Annotated in this window: 20 protein-coding genes; 6 read left to right on the top strand and 14 right to left on the bottom strand. The window is 70.9% G+C overall.

The genetic code is table 11. The features are described from left to right. Window positions 1–216 precede the first annotated feature (216 nt). The 3 genes from ACAM42_RS31110 to ACAM42_RS31120 are packed head-to-tail and all read left to right on the top strand — an operon-like array spanning window position 217 to window position 4,633. The gene (locus ACAM42_RS31110) at window positions 217–1,278 is read left to right on the top strand and encodes an efflux RND transporter periplasmic adaptor subunit (RefSeq protein ID WP_369632826.1); all 1,062 of its coding nucleotides are present in this window, start codon (window positions 217–219) and stop codon (window positions 1,276–1,278) included. Next, the gene (locus tag ACAM42_RS31115; protein ID WP_369630455.1) at window positions 1,275–3,251 is read left to right on the top strand and encodes a MacB family efflux pump subunit; all 1,977 of its coding nucleotides are present in this window, start codon (window positions 1,275–1,277) and stop codon (window positions 3,249–3,251) included. Before ACAM42_RS31110 ends, ACAM42_RS31115 begins: the two co-directional genes overlap by 4 nt. An 8-nt stretch (window positions 3,252–3,259) precedes the next feature. Beyond that, on the top strand, window positions 3,260–4,633 hold the full coding sequence (locus ACAM42_RS31120) for an efflux transporter outer membrane subunit (RefSeq protein ID WP_369630456.1): 1,374 nt from the start codon (window positions 3,260–3,262) through the stop codon (window positions 4,631–4,633). Here ACAM42_RS31120 and ACAM42_RS31125 read toward each other — a convergent pair. The 10 genes from ACAM42_RS31125 to ACAM42_RS31170 form a co-directional block, all read right to left on the bottom strand. After that, entirely contained in the window at window positions 4,614–6,014 is a 1,401-nt protein-coding gene (locus tag ACAM42_RS31125) for a sensor histidine kinase (protein ID WP_369630457.1), read from the bottom strand. The two genes, ACAM42_RS31120 and ACAM42_RS31125, sit on opposite strands and share 20 nt — an antisense overlap. Then, window positions 6,011–6,709: a response regulator transcription factor gene (locus tag ACAM42_RS31130; RefSeq protein WP_062478915.1), complete on the bottom strand. Its 699-nt coding sequence runs from the start codon at window positions 6,707–6,709 to the stop codon at window positions 6,011–6,013. The genes ACAM42_RS31125 and ACAM42_RS31130 overlap by 4 nt, the downstream gene beginning before the upstream one ends. Window positions 6,710–6,759: 50 nt before the next feature. Further along, window positions 6,760–7,140 carry a hypothetical protein gene (locus ACAM42_RS31135; RefSeq protein WP_369630458.1) on the bottom strand — a complete coding sequence of 127 codons (381 nt, stop codon included), beginning with the start codon at window positions 7,138–7,140 and terminating at the stop codon, window positions 6,760–6,762. Between the two features lie 5 nt (window positions 7,141–7,145). Then, window positions 7,146–7,640 (bottom strand): DUF4260 domain-containing protein, encoded by a 495-nt coding sequence (locus ACAM42_RS31140; protein ID WP_369630459.1) that lies wholly within the window; start codon window positions 7,638–7,640, stop codon window positions 7,146–7,148. Continuing rightward, on the bottom strand, window positions 7,633–8,097 hold the full coding sequence (locus ACAM42_RS31145) for a Spy/CpxP family protein refolding chaperone (RefSeq protein ID WP_369630460.1): 465 nt from the start codon (window positions 8,095–8,097) through the stop codon (window positions 7,633–7,635). The genes ACAM42_RS31140 and ACAM42_RS31145 overlap by 8 nt, the downstream gene beginning before the upstream one ends. Before the next feature lie 89 nt (window positions 8,098–8,186). Further along, the gene (locus tag ACAM42_RS31150) at window positions 8,187–8,570 is read right to left on the bottom strand and encodes a DUF4148 domain-containing protein (RefSeq protein WP_369630461.1); all 384 of its coding nucleotides are present in this window, start codon (window positions 8,568–8,570) and stop codon (window positions 8,187–8,189) included. A gap of 168 nt (window positions 8,571–8,738) precedes the next feature. Continuing rightward, window positions 8,739–10,544, bottom strand: a complete 1,806-nt coding sequence (ptsP, locus tag ACAM42_RS31155) for a phosphoenolpyruvate--protein phosphotransferase (protein ID WP_139700413.1) — start codon at window positions 10,542–10,544, stop codon at window positions 8,739–8,741. Between the two features lie 10 nt (window positions 10,545–10,554). Continuing rightward, window positions 10,555–10,824: an HPr family phosphocarrier protein gene (locus ACAM42_RS31160; RefSeq protein ID WP_062478901.1), complete on the bottom strand. Its 270-nt coding sequence runs from the start codon at window positions 10,822–10,824 to the stop codon at window positions 10,555–10,557. Further along, window positions 10,793–11,248 carry a PTS sugar transporter subunit IIA gene (locus ACAM42_RS31165; protein WP_062478898.1) on the bottom strand — a complete coding sequence of 152 codons (456 nt, stop codon included), beginning with the start codon at window positions 11,246–11,248 and terminating at the stop codon, window positions 10,793–10,795. Before ACAM42_RS31165 ends, ACAM42_RS31160 begins: the two co-directional genes overlap by 32 nt. Window positions 11,249–11,436: 188 nt before the next feature. After that, window positions 11,437–11,973 carry a hypothetical protein gene (locus ACAM42_RS31170; protein WP_159274724.1) on the bottom strand — a complete coding sequence of 179 codons (537 nt, stop codon included), beginning with the start codon at window positions 11,971–11,973 and terminating at the stop codon, window positions 11,437–11,439. 102 nt (window positions 11,974–12,075) lie between these two features. On the opposite strand from ACAM42_RS31170, the gene ACAM42_RS31175 reads away from it, so the two are divergent. Then, entirely contained in the window at window positions 12,076–12,573 is a 498-nt protein-coding gene (locus ACAM42_RS31175; protein ID WP_062478893.1) for a TlpA disulfide reductase family protein, read from the top strand. Window positions 12,574–12,639: 66 nt separating this feature from the next. On the opposite strand, the gene ACAM42_RS31180 is transcribed toward ACAM42_RS31175, so the two are convergent. Further along, a complete protein-coding gene (locus ACAM42_RS31180) occupies window positions 12,640–13,086 on the bottom strand; it encodes a cytochrome c (RefSeq protein ID WP_062478890.1) in 447 nt (148 codons plus the stop codon). A gap of 161 nt (window positions 13,087–13,247) precedes the next feature. Between ACAM42_RS31180 and ACAM42_RS31185 the strand changes: the two genes are divergently transcribed. Together ACAM42_RS31185 and ACAM42_RS31190 are read left to right on the top strand one after the other, a co-directional pair. Further along, window positions 13,248–13,955, top strand: a complete 708-nt coding sequence (locus tag ACAM42_RS31185; protein ID WP_369630462.1) for a cytochrome b/b6 domain-containing protein — start codon at window positions 13,248–13,250, stop codon at window positions 13,953–13,955. Beyond that, window positions 13,952–14,542, top strand: coding sequence for a GNAT family N-acetyltransferase (locus tag ACAM42_RS31190; protein WP_369630463.1), 591 nt, complete (start codon window positions 13,952–13,954; stop codon window positions 14,540–14,542). Before ACAM42_RS31185 ends, ACAM42_RS31190 begins: the two co-directional genes overlap by 4 nt. Before the next feature lie 109 nt (window positions 14,543–14,651). Here the strand turns inward: ACAM42_RS31190 and ACAM42_RS31195 are convergent, their stop codons facing one another. The 3 genes from ACAM42_RS31195 to rpmC all read right to left on the bottom strand — a co-directional run bounded on the left by ACAM42_RS31195 (window position 14,652) and on the right by rpmC (window position 15,730). Further along, window positions 14,652–15,158: a peroxiredoxin gene (locus ACAM42_RS31195; protein ID WP_070061892.1), complete on the bottom strand. Its 507-nt coding sequence runs from the start codon at window positions 15,156–15,158 to the stop codon at window positions 14,652–14,654. 83 nt (window positions 15,159–15,241) lie between these two features. Continuing rightward, complete coding sequence (gene rpsQ, locus ACAM42_RS31200; protein ID WP_062478880.1) at window positions 15,242–15,511, bottom strand: 30S ribosomal protein S17; 270 nt, start codon at window positions 15,509–15,511, stop codon at window positions 15,242–15,244. 9 nt (window positions 15,512–15,520) lie between these two features. Beyond that, complete coding sequence (rpmC, locus tag ACAM42_RS31205) at window positions 15,521–15,730, bottom strand: 50S ribosomal protein L29 (RefSeq protein WP_056577224.1); 210 nt, start codon at window positions 15,728–15,730, stop codon at window positions 15,521–15,523. Window positions 15,731–15,758 lie beyond the last annotated feature (28 nt).

Below are 15,758 nucleotides of genomic sequence, written 5' to 3' on the forward strand. Positions count from 1 at the left end.
CATGAGGCACCGCGCGGGCTACCCGTTTCCGCGTCCCGCACGTCTTAGCAGCATGACCCTCGTTTTCTTCCGCAAGGGCGCCCGGTGACGGCGCCCGCTTCCCGTTCGCGCGCCGGCACACGCCTGCGCATCGCCGCCTTCGCGGCCCTGGCCCTGGCCGCCGCCGCGGTGGCCTACGTTTGGGCGAGTCCGCGCGACCCCGGCTGGGACACCGCCGTGCTGCGCCGCGGCGACATCGAAAGCAGCGTGACCGCCATCGGCACGCTGCAGCCGCGCCGTTATGTGGACGTGGGCGCGCAGGTGTCGGGCCAGATCCTGCGGCTGCACGTGCAGCCCGGCGACCCGGTGAAGAAGGGCCAGCTGATGGTGGAGATCGACCCCAGCGTGCAGCAGGCCACAGTGGACGCCGGCCGCGCCTCGCTCGCGGGGCTGCGCGCGCAACTGGCCGACCAGCATGCGCAGCACCGGCTGGCGCGCCAGCAGTTCGCCCGCCAGCAGCAGATGGCCGCCGAGGGCGCCACGCGCGCCGAAGACGTGCAGACCGCCGAAGCCACCCTGGCCTCGGCCGCCGCGAAGATCGCGCACCTCGAAGCCCAGATCGCCCAGACCCAGGCCACGCTGAAGGCCGACGAAGCGCGCCTGGGCTACACGCGCATCTACGCGCCGATGGCCGGCAGCGTGGTCTCGGTGCAGGCGCGCGAGGGCCAGACGCTCAACGCCACCTACCAGACGCCCGACATCCTGCGCGTGGCCGACCTGTCGAGCATGACGGTGTGGACCGAGGTCTCGGAAGCCGACGTGCGCCGAGTGAAGCGCGACATGGCCGTGTACTTCACCACGCTCGGCGCCGACCGCCGCCGCTGGGAAGGCACGGTGCGCCAGGTGCTGCCCTCGCCGCCCGTGCCCGCGGGCAAGAGCGGCGGCGACGCGCCGCAGGCGCCGGCCGCCAGCAAGGTCGTGCTCTACACGGTGCTGTTCGACGTGGACAACGCCGACGGCGAGCTCATGCCGCAGATGACCGCGCAGGTGAGCTTCGTCGCCGCCTCGGCGCGCGACGTGGTGGTGGCGCCGCTGCCCGCGCTCACGGCCGTGAAGGGCCAGGCCGGGCGCTTCACCGCGCGCGTGCTCGGCCCCGACGGCCAGCCCGCGCCGCGCGAGGTGCGCATCGGCGTGCGCGACCGGCTCTCGGGCGAAGTGCTCGAAGGCCTGGCGGAAGGCGAGCGCCTCATCACCGGCGAGCGCGCGGCCGGCGGCGGCACGCGGAAGTTCCAGCTGTGAGTGCGACCGAGACGAAGACGACCCCGCTGATCGCGCTGCACGACCTGCGCAAGTCCTACGGCGGCCACGACGGCGCGCCGGCCGTCGAGGTGCTGCGCGGCATCACGCTCGAGCTGCATGCGGGCGAGTTCGTCGCCATCGTCGGCAGTTCGGGCTCGGGCAAGTCGACGCTGATGCACCTGCTCGGCTGCCTCGACCGCCCGACCGGCGGGCGCTACCTGTTCGCCGGCCAGGACGTGGCCGGCATGGACGCCGACGCGCTCGCGCGGCTGCGGCGCGAGGCCTTCGGCTTCGTGTTCCAGGGCTACCACCTGATCTCCACCGAGTCGGCGCAGGAGAACGTCGAGATGCCCGCCATCTACGCCGGCGCGGCGCCCGCCGAACGCGCCGCGCGTGCGCGCGGGCTGCTCACGCGCCTGGGCCTGGGCGATCGGCTGGGCCACCGGCCGCACCAGCTGTCGGGCGGCCAGCAGCAGCGCGTGTCGATCGCGCGCGCGCTCATGAACGGCGGGCGCATCGTGCTGGCCGACGAGCCCACCGGCGCGCTCGACTCGCGCAGCGGCGAAGAGGTGATGGCGCTGCTCGACGAGATGGCCGCCGCCGGCCACACCGTGATCCTCATCACGCACGACCGCGAGGTGGCGCAGCGCGCACGCCGCGTGATCGAGATCCGCGACGGCTGCATCGTGTCGGACAGCGGACGCGCGCCCGCCGAAGCGCCGCCAGAGCCGCTTCCCCGGCCCTCCCCTGCGAACACAGCCGACGCCGCCGACACCCCGCGCGCGCTGCTCTCCGAGCTGCACGAGGCGCTGCGCGCGGCCTGGCGCGTGATGTGGATCCACCGCTTTCGCACTGGCCTGACATTGCTGGGCATCGTGATCGGCGTGGCCTCGGTCATCGTGATGCTCGCGGTCGGCACCGGCTCGCAGGAGGCGGTGATGAAGCAGATCTCGCTGTTCGGCGCCGACAAGATGTACGTGGCCGCCATTCCCGACAGCGCGCGCGGGCGCGGCGGCAAGCTCACGCTGGCCGACGTCGACACCATTCGCCGGCTGCCCAACGTGCGCGTGGCCATGCCCTACATCGAGGGCTTCGTGGTCGCACGGCGCGGCAACGTGGACCACCGCACCGAGGGCGGCGGCGCCACCACCGACTTCGAGCAGGCGCTGAAGTGGCCGATCGCGCGCGGCATCTTCTTCGACGAGAGCGACGAGCAGAGCCTGGCCAAGGTCGCGGTGATCGGCGAGCGCGTGCAGGCCGCGCTGTTCGCCGACGGCACCGACCCCGTGGGCCAACGCATCCTGCTGGACAACGTGCCCTTCGACGTGCTGGGCGTGCTCGCCGCCAAGGGCGCGGGCGGCGGCCAGGCCAGCGAGGATGAGCGCGTGATCGTGCCCTTCTCCACCGCCGCCGCGCGGCTGTACGGCAGCAACCACCCGACCTGGGTGGCGGTGGCCGTGCACGACGTCGACAAGGCCTCGGAGACGGCGGCCGAGATCGTCGAGGTGCTGGCCGCGCAGCGCCACGTGCGCGACGTGCAGGTGTTCAACCAGACCGAGTCGATCAAGGCGCGCGCGCAGACCCAGCGCACCATGACCGTGATGCTCGGGCTGATCGCGGCGGTGTCGCTCGTGGTCGGGGGCATCGGCGTGATGAACGTGATGCTCATGACCGTGCGCGAACGCACGCGCGAGATCGGCATCCGCATGGCCACCGGCGCACGCCAGCGCGACATCCTGCGGCAGTTCCTCGTCGAGGCGGTGCTGGTCACCGTGACCGGCGGCGTCGCGGGCGTGGCGGGCGGTCTGCTCGTGGGCGCCGCGCTCATCGTGTGGAGCGTGCCGGTGATCTTTTCCCTCACGGCCATCGCGGGCGCCTTCGGCTGCGCCGTGCTCACCGGCCTGGTGTTCGGCTTCATGCCGGCGCGCAAGGCCGCCGCGCTCGACCCGGTCGCGGCCCTGTCTTCCGAATGACGAATGCCATGACGCGCCTTTTCTTCTCTCCCGCCGCGCTGGCCCTCGCGGCGCTGCTGCTCGCGGGCTGCGCGACGCCATCGGCCGATGCGCCTGCGCGCACACCACCCGTCGCAGACCCGTGGTGGGGCGGCTTCGACAGCACCGAGCTGCCGGCCTTCGTTGCCGCGGTCGATGCCGGCAACCCCGACGGCGACGCCGCCGAAGCCCGCCTGCGCCAGGCCGAAGCGCAGGAGCGCATCACTGGCGCCTCGGCCTGGCCCGAGCTGTCGGCCACCGCCGATGTGCAGCGCCAAGGCCGGCTCGGCGGCGATGCGAACGTGAGTGGCAACCGGCGCGCGCTCGGGCTCGATGCGCGCTACGAGGTCGACCTGTGGGGCCGCCTGCGCGCGCAGCGCGACAGCGCCGGCGCCTCGCGACAGGCCAGTGCCTTCGACCGCGACGCGGTGCGGCTCGCACTGCGCGCAGGCGCGGGCGCGGCCTGGCTCGAAGCGCTGGGCCTGCGCGAGCGCACGGCCATCGCGCGCCGCAGCCTGGACGATGCCGAACGGCTGCTGCAACTGGTCGAGGCCCGTGCGCGCGCGGGCGCGGCCTCGCCGCTCGAGCTTGCACAGCAGCGCGGCATCGTCGCGTCGCAGCGGCGCACGGCCGCCACGCTGCACCAGCAGTCGCGCGCGGCCGACATCCGCATGGCGCGCTGGCTCGGCCAGGCCGGCAGCGAGGTGCGGATCACGGCCACCAGCCTGCAGCAGCTCGCGCTGCCCGCGGTGGACACCAGCCTGCCGGCCGACCTGCTCGCGCGCCGGCCCGACATCGCACGCGCCGAAGCCGCACTGGCCGCGGCCGATGCCGACGTGACGGCGGCGCGCGCGGCGATGTTCCCGACACTCACGCTGAGTGCCGGCCTCGCGGCCGCGGGCCCGCGCTTCGGCACGTTGTTCGATCACCCGGTGTACAGCCTGGCCGCGGCGCTCGCGGCACCGGTCTTCGACGGCGGCCGGCGCGCGGCGGCGCGCGACCTGTCGGCTGCGCGGCGCGAGGAACTGCTCGCGAACTACCGTGCCGCCACCGTGGCTGCCTTCACCGATGCGCTGACCGCGCTCGAGGCCGTGGCCGCACTCGACACGCAGCGCGTGGCACAAGACGAAGAACTGGCGCAGGCCGAACGCGCGCGCACGCTTGCCGAGTCGCGCTACCGCGCAGGTGCCGAGACGCTGCTCACGCTGCTCGATGCGCAGCGCACGCTGTTCGCCGCGCAGGACGCGCGTGCGCAGTTGCTGCAGGCGCGCTTGCAGGCGGGCGTGGCGCTGTACCACGCGCTCGGCGGGGGTTGGTCTGCCGAAGCGGCAGCCTCCACGCGCCTCAGCCGAACCGCACGCTGATCTGCAGGCCCGGGTGCGCGTTGCGCACCGTGAGCCGGCCACCGTGGGCTTCGGCGATGAGCCGGCACAGGTACATGCCGAGGCCGACACCGCCCGTGGCACGCGCCCGCGCGCCGTCGGTGCGGTAGAAGGGCTCGGTCAGGCGTTCGAGCTGCGCGTCGTCAACGCCGGGACCGAAGTCGCGCACTTCCAGCTCGGCGCCGCCGTCGGCCGGCGCACGCAAGCTCACGGTCGGTGGCTGCGGTGCGCCGGCGCTGTAGCGCAGCGCGTTGTCCAGCAGGTTGCGCACCATCAGGCGCACGCGCATGCGGTCGACGGGCTGCGGTGCCAGGCCGTCCGCGAGGTCGAGCTGCACCGCCTGCGCGCCGGGCATCTCGGCCACGATCTCGCGCACCAGCGCGGCCAGGTCGACCGGCTCGCGCTGCAGCGCGGCATGCGGGCTCGCGAGGCGCTCGCTTTCGAGCAGGTCGCTGATCAGGTCGCGCATCTCGTTGAGGTCGCGCAGCAGTGCCTCGCGCTCGGCCTCGCCCTCGGGCGTGGCGGGCAGCAGCTCGGCGTTGAGCCGGGCCCTTGTGAGCGGCGAGCGCAGTTCGTGGCTCAGCGCCAGCAGCAGGCCGCGCTTGGCATCGAGCATGGCCTGGATGTCGCTGGCCATGGTGTTGACGCGCTGTGCGAGGTCGCCCAGGTCGTCGTTGCGGCGGATCGGAATGGGTTGCGCGAACTCGCCGCGACCGAAGCGCTGCGCGCCCTCGCGGATGTCGATCAGCGGACGCAGCAGCCGGCTCACCAGCGCGTAGGCCACCACCACGAGCAGCAGCAGCACGCACAGCGTGGTCCAGCCCGCCGCGCGCGGCGCGAGCTGCCACAGCCGGGGCGCCCAGCCGAAGATGACCTTGTGCCCGTCGGCCGTGGGGCGCACGAACCAGCGCTCGGTGGAGAACATCGACTCCTCGCGGTCGCGGTCGTAGAACCAGCCGCCGCGCGCGTGCATGTCGTTGCCGGGGTTCGACTCCCAGTTCACGCTGGGCCCGGTGATGCGGATGGTGATCGGCAGCCGGTCGACCAGCGCCTGCGCGCGCACCGTGTCGGGCGGCGTGCCGAGTTCGGCGACGAGGCGGTCGGCGTAGTCCATCAGCATCGGCTGCGCGGCCTCGGCCCAGGTGCTGGAGAACGAGCGCTTCATGCCGCCCACGAACACCGCCGCCATCACAAGCGCGAGCACCACGAACATCATGACGATCCGCACGCGCACCGAGCTGCGCCAGCGCTGCTGCATGTGCGCGTGCATGCGCGCGTGCCAGTGCCGGCGGCGCTCCTTGCCGGGGCACAGGCCTTCGTTGTCGGCGGGCACGGCGCCTGCGCGCCTGCGGGGAAATCTCATGAAGACGGCTCGCCCGGCGCCACGGCCAGCGCGTAGCCGGCGTTGCGCAGCGTCTTGATGCAGTCGAGCGGCTCGAGCTTCTTGCGCAGCCGGCTCACCACGATGTCGACCGCGCGCGTGAAGAGCTCGGCCTCGTGGCCGCGCAGCCGGTTGAGGATGTCGTCGCGGCTGAACACCTTGCCGGGCTCGCCGGCCAGCAGCGCGAGCAGGTCGAACTCGGTGCCGGTGAGCTCCACGCGCTCGCCGTGGCGCAGCACCTGGCGCCGATCGAGGTCGATCGAGAGGCCGTCGAACACGCGCAATTGCGCATTGGCGGCAGCAGCCGCCGGCGCGCTGCGCTGGCGACGCAGGATGGTCTGCACGCGCGCCACCAGTTCGCGCGGCTCGAAGGGCTTGGGCACGTAGTCGTCGGCGCCGAGTTCGAGGCCGACCACGCGGTCCATCACCTCGCCGCGCGCGGTGAGCATCACGATGGGGATGTCGCTTTCCTTGCGGATCTCGCGGCACAGTTCGAAGCCGTCCATCTCGGGCAGCATGACGTCGAGGATGGCCGCGTCGTAGTGCCCCGCGCGCAGCTTGGCGATGCCTTCGCTCGGGCGCTTGGCGCTGTCGAGCGTGCAGCCGAAGCGTGCGAAGTAGGTGGTCAGCGGCGCGGCGAGGTGTTCGTCGTCGTCGATCAGCAGGATGCGCGGCATGGCGGGATTGTGCCTCCTGGCAAAGAGAGCGCGAATGGCAAGGCTTGCAATCAATCCGGCCGGCATCGCACCGTCCAGACCAGGCCGGCGCTGAGACCGGCGAGCAAGAGCACGTGGTAGACCACGTCGGGCACCGTGCGCGGGCCGATGCCCGCGACGATGGTGCCAAGGCCCACCAGCGTGCCCAGCAGGGCAAAGCCCTGTCCGGCGATCGCCGCCGTGCGGGCATGCGCGGGGCGGCGCCAGGTTTCGAGCGCCGCGAGCACCAGCACGGAGGCGATCACGGCCTCGGCGGTGCGCGCCTGCGGATGCGCGTGGCCGGCCCCGAGCCAGCCGCCGTGCACCGCCGACGCGGCGGCGAGCGTGAACGCCTCGCCCAGCATCACGGTGCGCGCGAGCGCGGGGCGCATCAGGGGACGCGAACGGGCCACGGCACTCACCACGGATCGGCGCGGCCGATGCGGCCGAGGTGGGTGGACGCAAAGCCGGTCGCGTACTTCAGGCCGAAGCCCAGCGCATGGTCGAGCCCGACGCGGGCCAGCCAGATCAGCCCGCCGGCCACCGCCCACGGCTGCGCCGCGAACACGCCCAGCGCCAGCAGCAGCACGGGCCCGATCAGCGCATGCGCGGCGTTGTACAGCGCCGCGCCGACGCGCGGCCCCGCGAGGTAGCCGAGCAGCGAAAGGTCGGGCGCGAACAGCCAGAGCGCGAACACGCCCCAGCCCATGCCGAACTGGGCATAGCCGACCAGCGCCACCGCGAGCACCACCGCGCCCTCGAAACGCAGCACGGTGCGCACGCCGTCTACGGCCGGCACTGCCGCCAGTTCGCGGGACACCGCGGAACCCACGTGCTGCTGCGGCGCCCGCAGAGCAGGTCGATGCAGCGACACGAAGCGCCCCCAGCCCGGGGGCGAGCCGATTTCAGCCATGGCGCGACCAGCGGCGGCCGCCGCGCTCCATGAAGTCACGCACCTTCTGTTGCTGGGCGGGGTTCAGGTGGTCGAAGAAATCGGCCGCGGCGGCGATGACCTCGGGGCTGCCGGTGCGCACCACGGCGGTCTTCTCTTCGACCAGGCGCGCGGCGCCGGCCTGGTCGAGCGTGTTGCCCGCGAACAGCGCCTTGAACTGCGAGCGCGGATCGCCCGAGCCGCCCGCACCGCGCATGGCCTGGCGCTGCGCCTGCAGCTTCTCGGCCAGCACGGTGAGCTTCTGCTTTTGCGCGGCGTCGAGCTCGAGCTTGCTGCCGACGCGCTCGACCATCTTGGCGCGGAACTCGGCGCTGTCGCCGCCCCAGCCGTGGCGATGGCCGGCACAGCCGGCGATGCTGCCGGCGACGACGGCTAGGCCGGCGAATCCGAACAGGGTGCGTTTGATCCAGTGCTTCATGGGGGTGCTCCTTCATGCGCCCCTGCGCGGGGCTGCTTCAGTGATGGACGAGGCGACGGCGGCGCCGCCCGGGGCGCCGCATCGTCGGCTCAGAGACGGTTGCCGCTGTCGCGCGCGGCGGCGGCACGCGCGTCGACGGGGTTCTGCATCGTCGAGATGACCTTGCTGTTCACGCGCGAGCCGGAGGTCACGTTCTGGTCTGGTGCGGCGGCGGTGCGCACGGCTTCGGCGATGACGCGGGCGCGGTCGGTCGACACGGCCACGGTCTCGGGGCCGCGCGAACCGCGCACGACGTTCTGGTCGGGGGCGGCGGCGGCACGCACGGCTTCGGCGTTGACATCGGCGCGGCTCATGGCCGACACGGGCGCGTGGACGCCCACGTAGCTTTCAGCCTTGGCGCCGGCGGCGGCGAGCATGGCGAAGGAACCGACAGCGACGAGCTGCGCGAGGGAGAAGGACGACTTGACGATCATGATGCTGGCCTTTCTTTCAGGGGTTGGAAGAGGAGACCTGATGGTGCGCGTCGATGCCCGGAGAGTCCTTTCACCCCCGTATCGCCGTATTTCGGTTTGTTTCATCCGCCCCGCGACCCACCGTTTTCACGGTGCATCACGAAGACAAAGGTATGCGAAAGCGCGGGCTCAGCCCGCGAGTGCGGCCGCGGGATCGTCCGCGTCGAGCACGCCCTGCGCCCAGGGTTCGAGCTTGCCGGTGTCGGCGCGCAGCACTTCCTGCTTCACGGCGAGGATGCGCGAGGGGTGCATGGAGAAGCTGCGCAGGCCCAGGCCCAGCAGCAGGCGCGTGAAGGCGACGTCACCGGCCATCTCGCCGCACACCGACACGCCCTTGCCTTGGCGGCGGCACTCGGTGATGGTGTCGGCCACGAGCTTGAGCACCGCGGGGTGCGCGGGGTCGTAGAGGTGGGCGACGGCCTCGTCGGCGCGGTCGATGGCCAGCGTGTACTGGATCAGGTCGTTGGTGCCGATCGACAGGAAGTCGAAGTGCTTGAGGAAGGTCTTGAGCGTGAGCGCGGCGGCCGGGATCTCGATCATGGCGCCGAGCTTGACCGGGCCGTACACGGCGCCGCGGTTGTCGAGTTCGGCGCGCGCGAAGTCGATCAGCGACAGCGTCTGGCGGATCTCGCTGGCGTGCGCGAGCATCGGAATGAGCAGGTGGATCTCGCCGTGCGCCGCCGCACGCAGGATGGCGCGCAGCTGCGTGAGGAACATCGCCGGATCGGCCAGGCTCCAGCGGATGGCGCGCAGGCCGAGCGCGGGGTTCAGGTGCTCCTGCTTGCTGCCCGATTTGCCGTCCAGCGGCTTGTCGGCGCCCACGTCGATGGTGCGGATGGTGACGGGCATGCCCTGCATGCCCTCGACCGCGCGCTTGTAGGCCTGGTACTGCTCTTCCTCGTCGGGCAGGCGCGTCTGGCGCGCCGAGTTCTCGCGGCCCATGAAGAGGAATTCGCTGCGAAAGAGGCCCACGCCCACGGCGCCGGCCTTGACGGCACCGGCCGTGTCCTCAGGCATCTCGATGTTGGCCAGCAGGTCGACGCGCTGGCCGTCGAGCGTGACGGCGGGCTTGTGGCGCAGCCGCGCAAGCCGCCCGCGCTCGAGGTCGCCCTGGCGCTGCTTGAAGCCGTACTCGGCCAGGATGATCGGCGACGGGTCGACGATCATCACGCCGGCCTCGCCGTCGATGATGACCCAGTCGTCCTGGCGCACCAGCTGGCTCGCGGAGCGCGCGCCGACGATGGCCGGGATGTCCATGCTGCGCGCGACGATGGCGGTGTGCGAGGTGCGCCCGCCCACGTCGGTCACGAAGCCCGCGAACACGCTCTTCTTGAACTGCAGCATGTCGGCCGGCGAGAGGTCGTGCGCGATGAGCACCAGCGGCACGTCGAAGCCGTCGCCCGCGGTGGGGTCGTCGTCTTCGTCGTCGTGCGCGGCGGCGGCGCGCTTGCGCCGCGGCGGGCTCGGCGCGAGCACGGCGGCCGTGCCCTTCATGCGATGCAGCATGCGCTCGACCACCTGTTCGAGGTCGGCCTTGCGCTCGCGCAGGTACGGGTCCTCCATCTCGTCGAACTGGCGCGCGATGATCTCGAGCTGCGTGGTCAGCGCCCATTCGGCGTTGTACAGCCGCTCGCTGATCCAGTGCTTCACGCCGCCGCTGAGCACGTCGTCCTGCAGCAGCATCTGGTGCACCTCGAGCAGCGCCGCAAGCTCGTGCGGCGCGTCGTTCGGGCCCATCTGCGCCACGCTGGCCTGCAGCTTGGTGAGCTCGTCGGCCACCGCATTGCGCGCGGTGCGCACGCGGTCGATCTCGGTCTCGATCTCTTCCGGCTTGATGAAGTAGTGCGCCACGTCGATGCGGCTGGACACGACCAGCACCGCGCGGCCGATGGCAATGCCACGGGCGACCGGGAGACCGTGGACTGCGAAGGTCATGCGCGGGTCCTTATTCGCCTTCGCCGAACTTGTCGTCCATCAGTTGGACGATGGCGTTCATGGCTTCGTCTTCCTGCGGGCCGTTGGTCTCGAGCTCGACGGTCACGCCGAGGCCGGCGGCCAGCATCATGACGCCCATGATGCTCTTGGCGTTGATGCGGCGGTCGCCGCGCGACAGCCACACCTCGCAGGGGAAGCTGCCGGCGAGCTTGGTCAGCTTGGCCGACGCGCGTGCGTGCAGGCCCAGCTTATTGCTGATGGTCACGGATTTCTTGATCACTGTGCTTTCTTTTCGCCTGGTTCTGGGGAGCCGCCACTGCCACCTGCATCACGCCGGCGGTGCCGCCCGCCAAGGCCCGCTGCACCAGGGTGTCGAGCGGTTCGTGGCGGTAGGTGACGGCGCGCAGCAGCATCGGCAGGTTGACACCGGCCACGAGCCGCGAGCGCACGCCGTCCACCAGCTTCTGCGCGACGTTGCAGGGCGTGGCGCCGAACACGTCGGCCAGCACCAGCACCTGCGAGCGCGGCGCATGCAACTGCTGCGCGAGCGTGATGCGCGCGGCGGCCAGCGTTTCCTCGGGCGACACGTTGGGCAGCACGTCGAGGGCCACGACGGCCTGTTCGCAGTCGGGGAACACATGCAGCGCGCACTGCCGCAGCGCCTGTGCGAACGGGGAGTGGGCAATGATGAGGATGCTGTTCATGCGGCTCGGAGGACGACGCGTCGATTATGCGGGGGCGCCCAAAGGAAGTAGAGACATCGAGGACACAACGCGGTAGCCGGGGAAAGCGGCCATGGCGGGCGCGTGGCCGGGGTGTCGATTCGCGCGGCGGCAACAGCTATGAAAACGATAGCTGGCCCGCGCATCGCGGCCTGTCGGCCGGCCCCTGCTCATGGCAGGCGCAGGCCCTCGAAGAAGGTCTTGGTCGCCTCGGGCGAGGACGGGCGGCCGAGCACGGTGGCCTGGTAGAGCGACACGCTGCCGTCTTTCTGCGACTGCGCGAACCAGAGCACCTGGACCGGCGCCACGCCCTGCTGCGCCGATTGCCCGTCGAGCCGCCACGGTGCGGGAACGGCCGTGGCGCGCGGCAAGGTGGCCGGCCCCTGGATCACCTGCGCGACGCCCAGCTGGCCGTGCGTGGCCGTGCGCCAGGCCGTGAGCCAGGCCTCGGCCTGCGCCGGGCTGGTGGCGGCGGCGTGGGCCACGGCGAAGGTCGCGCCGCCGGCTTCGCAGCCGGTCATGTCGACCTGCACCGACTCGGCGCCCAGCGGCACCGCCCGCTGGGCGCGGTCGGCCTTGCAGGGCAGCAGCGCGACCAGGCCGGCGTCGGCGATCGGCACTTCGCGCCAGTTGAAGGTGGGGCTGCAGGCGCCCAGCGCGGCGGCCAGGGCCAGCACGGGCCAGGAGGGGGAAGGAAGCGAGGGCATCGGAGGACGATTATCGAGCGGCCTTCGGGGAATGAAGCGCATGCGCCGGCGCGTTCCGGCACGCGGAACTAAAATCGCGCCGCCTCTCTCCTTCAGGTGCCCATGAAAAAATACATCGCTGCCGCCGCCGTCGTGATCGCCCTGGCCGCCGGCGTGGGCGTGTACCTCGGTTCGGGCAGCACCGCCGCCCCGGCCTCGACCTTCGTGCTGCTCGACGGCACCACCAAGAGCACGGCCGACCTGAAGGGCAAGGTCACGCTGGTCAACTTCTGGGCCACGAGCTGCGTGACCTGCGTGGCCGAGATGCCCAAGGTGATCTCGACCTACGACAAGTACAAGGCCCAGGGCTACGACACGCTGGCGGTGGCCATGAGCTACGACCCGCCGAGCTACGTCGTCAACTTCGCCGAAACCCGCAAGCTGCCGTTCAAGGTGGCGATCGACAACACCGGCAGCGTGGCGCAGGCCTGGGGCGACGTGAAGCTCACGCCGACTACCTTCATCGTCAACAAGAAGGGCGAGATCGTGAAGCGCTATGTGGGCGAGCCCGACTTCGCCGAGCTGCACAAGCTGATCGAAAAGCTCCTGGCCGAGGCCTGAGCTTCCGGCTTCCCCCAACAAAAAGGCGCTCCGAGGAGCGCCTTTTTCATGGCCAAAGCCCGCGGCTTACTGGTTGCGGAAGCTGTCGTGGCAGGCCTTGCAGCTCGCGCCGGTCGGGCCGAACTGGGCCTTGAGCGCGTCGATGTTGCCGGCCTTGGCGGCGACGACGAGCTTGCCGGTCTCGGCGATCACCTTGTCCTGGTGCTCCTTGAACTTCGCGGCTTCCTTCCAGACTTCGGGCTTGGCCTTGCCGCCTTCGGTGCCGGCGCCGAAGCCGGCCCAGGGCAGCTTGGCCATGTCGGCGACGATCTCGGCGTTGGCGGCCGCAGCGGCAGCGTCGTAGGGTGCCCGGCCGTTGGCCATGGCGCCGAGGCGGCCGAAGTGCTGGGCCATCACGAACAGCGCGCTCTGGCGGTACTTGATGGCATCTTCGGGCTTGGCGAACTGTGCCGCGGCGGGCAGGGACATCGCAGCGCAGGCGGCTGCAAGGGCGAACGAAGCAAAACGGGTCATCGTGGGTCCTTGTGTGGGGGTTTTGGGCACCGTCGAACGCGGTGCTGCAGGCAGTGTAGGGGCTGCCCGTGTCGGGCGCATAGCAACAACCCGGTGGAAGGACCGGGCCGGACTTTGCTAATCTGCGCCTTCCGCAGCCTCGCGCCCTGGCGCCTTTTTCGATGACCGACACCCTTTCGGTGGCCCGCACACGCGTCTGGGACTTGCCGACCCGCCTCTTTCACTGGGCGCTCGCCTTCGCCGTGATCGGCCTGATCGTGACGGGCCTGAACGGCATCATGGAATGGCATTTCCGCCTCGGCTACACCGTGCTGGCGCTGCTGCTGTTCCGCCTGGTCTGGGGGGTCGTGGGCGGGCGCTGGTCGCGCTTCGCGGCCTTCATCTATGCGCCGGGCTCGGTGATCGCCTACCTGCGCGGCAAGTCGCACCCCGACCACCTGATCGGCCACACGCCGCTGGGCGCGCTGTCGGTGTTCGCGGTGCTGGCGCTTCTGATCCTGCAGGTCGCCACCGGGCTGATGGCCGACGACGAAATTTCCGCCTCCGGGCCGCTGACCCGCTTCGTGTCGGGCGCGATGGTGAGCCTGGCGACGGGCTGGCACAAAGCGCAGGGCAAGTGGATCGTGATCGCCCTGGTGAGCCTGCATGTGCTGGCGGTGCTGTTCTATGTGCTGGTCAAGCGGCACCGGCTCGTCGGGCCGATGCTGTCGGGCGACAAGCTGGTGGTCGCGGGCGCGGCCTCCAACGGGAACGGCAATGGCAACGGCGTGGCCCCGAGCCGCGACGATGCGGTGTCGCGCACGCTGGCGCTGGTGCTGTTCGCGCTGTGCGCGGGCGTGGCGTTCTGGGTGGCGTCGTTGCGCGTATGAGCGGCTTTTCCGTCTCCCGCCCGCTGCCGCTGTCGGACACGCCGGCGGTGGTGCTGCTCACGCCCGACGAACCGCATGAAGTCGACGCCGTGCGCGCGATCTTCCGCGACTACGCAGGCTCGCTGGCCATCGACCTCGACTTCCAGGATTTCGACGGCGAATTGGCCGGACTCCCCGGCGAGTACGCCGAGCCGCGCGGCACCTTGCTGCTGGCGCTGGTCGATCCTGCCCATGTGAACGAAGACGCCGGCCGCGCCGCGCCCACGCTGACGCGCGCCGACGGCACGATCGCCCACGTGGCGGGCTGCTGCGCGCTGCGCCCGCTCGACACCACGGACTACGCGAACGCGGCGGAAATGAAACGGCTGTATGTGCGCCCCGGGTTCCGGGGGCTCGGGCTCGGCCGGCAGCTGGCCGAGGCCATCCTCGATGCGGCCCGCAGCGCAGGCTATGCCTGCGTGCTGCTCGACACCCTCGACGACATGGAGTCGGCGCGCGCCCTCTACGAAGACCTGGGCTTCGCAGAGGTGCCGCCCTACTATCACAACCCCGTCGCCGGGGCTCACTACCTCAAGGTAGAGCTCTAGGCTCGCCCCCAGGCTGCGCGCACTTCGTGTCGCTTCTCCAACCCCCTACCGGGGGCGGGCCGGCCGCTTCGGGCGGCCGTGCGCGGCGGCCCCCCCGAAAGATCCGGGTTCAGCCGCGGGCTTGTGCGAGAAGCGTGTCGGCGTCGCTCACTTCGAACTTGCCCGGGCCTTCGACGTTCAGCGTCGCGACCTTGCCGTCCTTCACGAGCATCGAGTAGCGGTTGCTGCGCAGGCCCATGCCGCGGCCGGTCAGGTCGAGCGTGAGGCCGGTGGCTTTCGCGAAGTCGGCGCTGCCGTCGGCCAGCATGCGCACCTTGGCGCCGGTCTTCTGGTCGCGCGCCCAGGCGCCCATCACGAACGCGTCGTTCACGCTCACGCACCAGATCTCGTCCACGCCGGCGGCCTTGAAGTCGTCGAAGTGCTGCACGTAGCCCGGCACATGCTTGGCCGAGCAGGTGGGCGTGAAGGCGCCCGGCAGTGCGAACAGCGCGATGGTCTTGCCCGCCGTGGCCTTGGTCACGTCGACCGGGTTCGGGCCGATGCTGCAGCCCTCGCCCTCCACTTCGGAATATTCCTGCAGGGTGGCCGAAGGAAGGGTGTCGCCGACTTTGATCATGTGAATTGCTCCTGAAAAAGAAAAACGGCCCACATTGTGGGCCGTTTCCGGATGGGTTGCCTCGAGGGCGACCGAGTGCCTGATCAGACCAGGACGGCCTTCTCGACCAGACGGGTCACGACCCAGTTCTTGGTCTTCGAGATCGGACGGCTTTCCGTGATCTCGATGGTGTCGCCGAGGTGGTACTCGCCCTTTTCGTCATGGGCGTGGTACTTGCTCGTCTTGGCCACGATCTTGCCGTAGAGCTCGTGCTTCACACGGCGCTCGACCAGCACGGTCACGGTCTTGGCACGTTTGTCGCTGACCACCTTGCCGATCAAGGTGCGCTTGAGGGATTTTTTAGCTTCCGTCATGTTCACTCCTTACTTGGCGGCTTGGGTCTCTTGCTCTTTCTGAGCAAGAATGGTCTTGGCGCGAGCGATGTCGCGACGCGTCACGCGCAGCGTCGTGGTGTTCGACAGCTGTTGCGTGGCCTTCTGCATGCGCAGGCCGAAGTGGGCCTTCTGCAGATCCTTGATTTCGGCTTGCAGGCCTGCGACGTCCTTCGTGCGCAGGGTTGCGGCCTTCGTCACCTTGGCCGAAGCCGCGGTTTCTTTCTTC

It is taken from the genome of Variovorax sp. V35 (genome assembly GCF_041154465.1).
In the GTDB taxonomy this organism is placed as follows: Bacteria; Pseudomonadota; Gammaproteobacteria; order Burkholderiales; family Burkholderiaceae_C; genus Variovorax; species Variovorax boronicumulans.

Coding starts and splice junctions, on each gene's coding strand:
- ACAM42_RS31150 (WP_369630461.1), bottom strand. CDS start 8,570: ATGATCGTCAAGTCGTCCTTCTCCCTCGCGCAGCTCGTCGCTGTCGGT.
- ACAM42_RS31165 (WP_062478898.1), bottom strand. CDS start 11,248: ATGAACAGCATCCTCATCATTGCCCACTCCCCGTTCGCACAGGCGCTG.
- ACAM42_RS31125 (WP_369630457.1), bottom strand. CDS start 6,014: ATGAGATTTCCCCGCAGGCGCGCAGGCGCCGTGCCCGCCGACAACGAA.
- ACAM42_RS31170 (WP_159274724.1), bottom strand. CDS start 11,973: ATGCCCTCGCTTCCTTCCCCCTCCTGGCCCGTGCTGGCCCTGGCCGCC.
- ACAM42_RS31195 (WP_070061892.1), bottom strand. CDS start 15,158: ATGATCAAAGTCGGCGACACCCTTCCTTCGGCCACCCTGCAGGAATAT.
- ptsP (WP_139700413.1), bottom strand. CDS start 10,544: ATGACCTTCGCAGTCCACGGTCTCCCGGTCGCCCGTGGCATTGCCATC.
- ACAM42_RS31140 (WP_369630459.1), bottom strand. CDS start 7,640: ATGGCTGAAATCGGCTCGCCCCCGGGCTGGGGGCGCTTCGTGTCGCTG.
- ACAM42_RS31120 (WP_369630456.1), top strand. CDS start 3,260: ATGACGCGCCTTTTCTTCTCTCCCGCCGCGCTGGCCCTCGCGGCGCTG.
- rpsQ (WP_062478880.1), bottom strand. CDS start 15,511: ATGACGGAAGCTAAAAAATCCCTCAAGCGCACCTTGATCGGCAAGGTG.
- ACAM42_RS31190 (WP_369630463.1), top strand. CDS start 13,952: ATGAGCGGCTTTTCCGTCTCCCGCCCGCTGCCGCTGTCGGACACGCCG.
- ACAM42_RS31180 (WP_062478890.1), bottom strand. CDS start 13,086: ATGACCCGTTTTGCTTCGTTCGCCCTTGCAGCCGCCTGCGCTGCGATG.
- ACAM42_RS31130 (WP_062478915.1), bottom strand. CDS start 6,709: ATGCCGCGCATCCTGCTGATCGACGACGACGAACACCTCGCCGCGCCG.
- ACAM42_RS31175 (WP_062478893.1), top strand. CDS start 12,076: ATGAAAAAATACATCGCTGCCGCCGCCGTCGTGATCGCCCTGGCCGCC.
- ACAM42_RS31185 (WP_369630462.1), top strand. CDS start 13,248: ATGACCGACACCCTTTCGGTGGCCCGCACACGCGTCTGGGACTTGCCG.
- ACAM42_RS31145 (WP_369630460.1), bottom strand. CDS start 8,097: ATGAAGCACTGGATCAAACGCACCCTGTTCGGATTCGCCGGCCTAGCC.